Raw genomic sequence first — 1,018 nt, forward strand, 5'->3', positions numbered from 1 at the left:
CATTACAAAGTGTGCTCAGAGTTAAATTCCTTTTTGAAATTTGTAACTTTTTCTAGGTAACGACGCGCTTCAGCGTTCGGATGTTTCTTAGTTAGCGCCCAATAAACTTGGTTGGGTTGCAAAGAATTGAGATCTCGCATCGCGCGTTTTCGGTCACTGCGATTAAATGTGTTTAAAACACCACCAGTTCCACCGTTGTAAGCGGAAATCATACTGTACTCTAACGAAGTTGGATGCTGAACTTCGCGTAAATAACGGTTTTTGAGGATGTAGAAGTAGGCGGTTCCTGTGTCAATATTGTTTTCTGGGTTGAACAAATACTCTGGGCTAGGTTGTCCTGATTTGTTCTTTACGAGCTTAAATACATCACGACCAGCGGTTTTAGGCACTACTTGCATCAATCCATAAGCATTGGCCCAACTTACTGCGTAAGGGTTAAAACTGCTCTCGGTTTTGATGATGGCGTAAATCAGATCTTCAGGAATGTCGTATTTTTTTGACGCGCGACGCACGATATCAGCGTATTGGTAACTACGCTGAGAGAAGTGATCCTCTACCATTGGAATTTCAACGTAATACGCTTTTTTAAAGTCCACATCTTTGGTTTTGATGTTATTAGCAATCAGGTAGTCTGCGAAGCGATTCGCGCGCCATGACCATTGAATGGGCTTTTTATCTTGATCGAGCACCTGTTTGTACAAAAAGGGTTGACCTTCGAGTTTGATCTCTTTCGATGAGAACAAGTCGACGTTTGCTGGATCATCTGGCGTTAGCAATGTGGTGATGATCGCGTTCTTCAAGTGTTTTTGTGGTTCGGTCGGAGAAACGGTCTCGATAGTGATAAGACCTTTCTGGAAATCCACTTCTGCCCGACTTAAATAATTGTCGATGTACTTAACGTAGTTACTTTTACCTGCGAACTTCACTTCACGTTGTCCCCAACGCTTTTTGATATTGCCTGAGAAGCTATTGATCAACGCATCGAGTGCGGCGGTATCTTTCTCAAACTGGCCTGGTA

1 protein-coding gene is annotated in these 1,018 nt (G+C 42.9%); it reads right to left on the minus strand.

The window, feature by feature from the left end; all coding sequences use genetic code 11:
* Positions 1–2 precede the first annotated feature (2 nt).
* Positions 3–1,018 (minus strand): membrane-bound lytic murein transglycosylase MltC (gene mltC, locus R7F67_RS25030; protein WP_318057560.1); only part of this gene is annotated, 1,016 nt, incomplete at its 5' end.

Source organism: Vibrio sp. YT-17 (assembly GCF_033337375.1).
GTDB classification, from domain to species: domain Bacteria; phylum Pseudomonadota; class Gammaproteobacteria; order Enterobacterales; family Vibrionaceae; genus Vibrio; species Vibrio alginolyticus.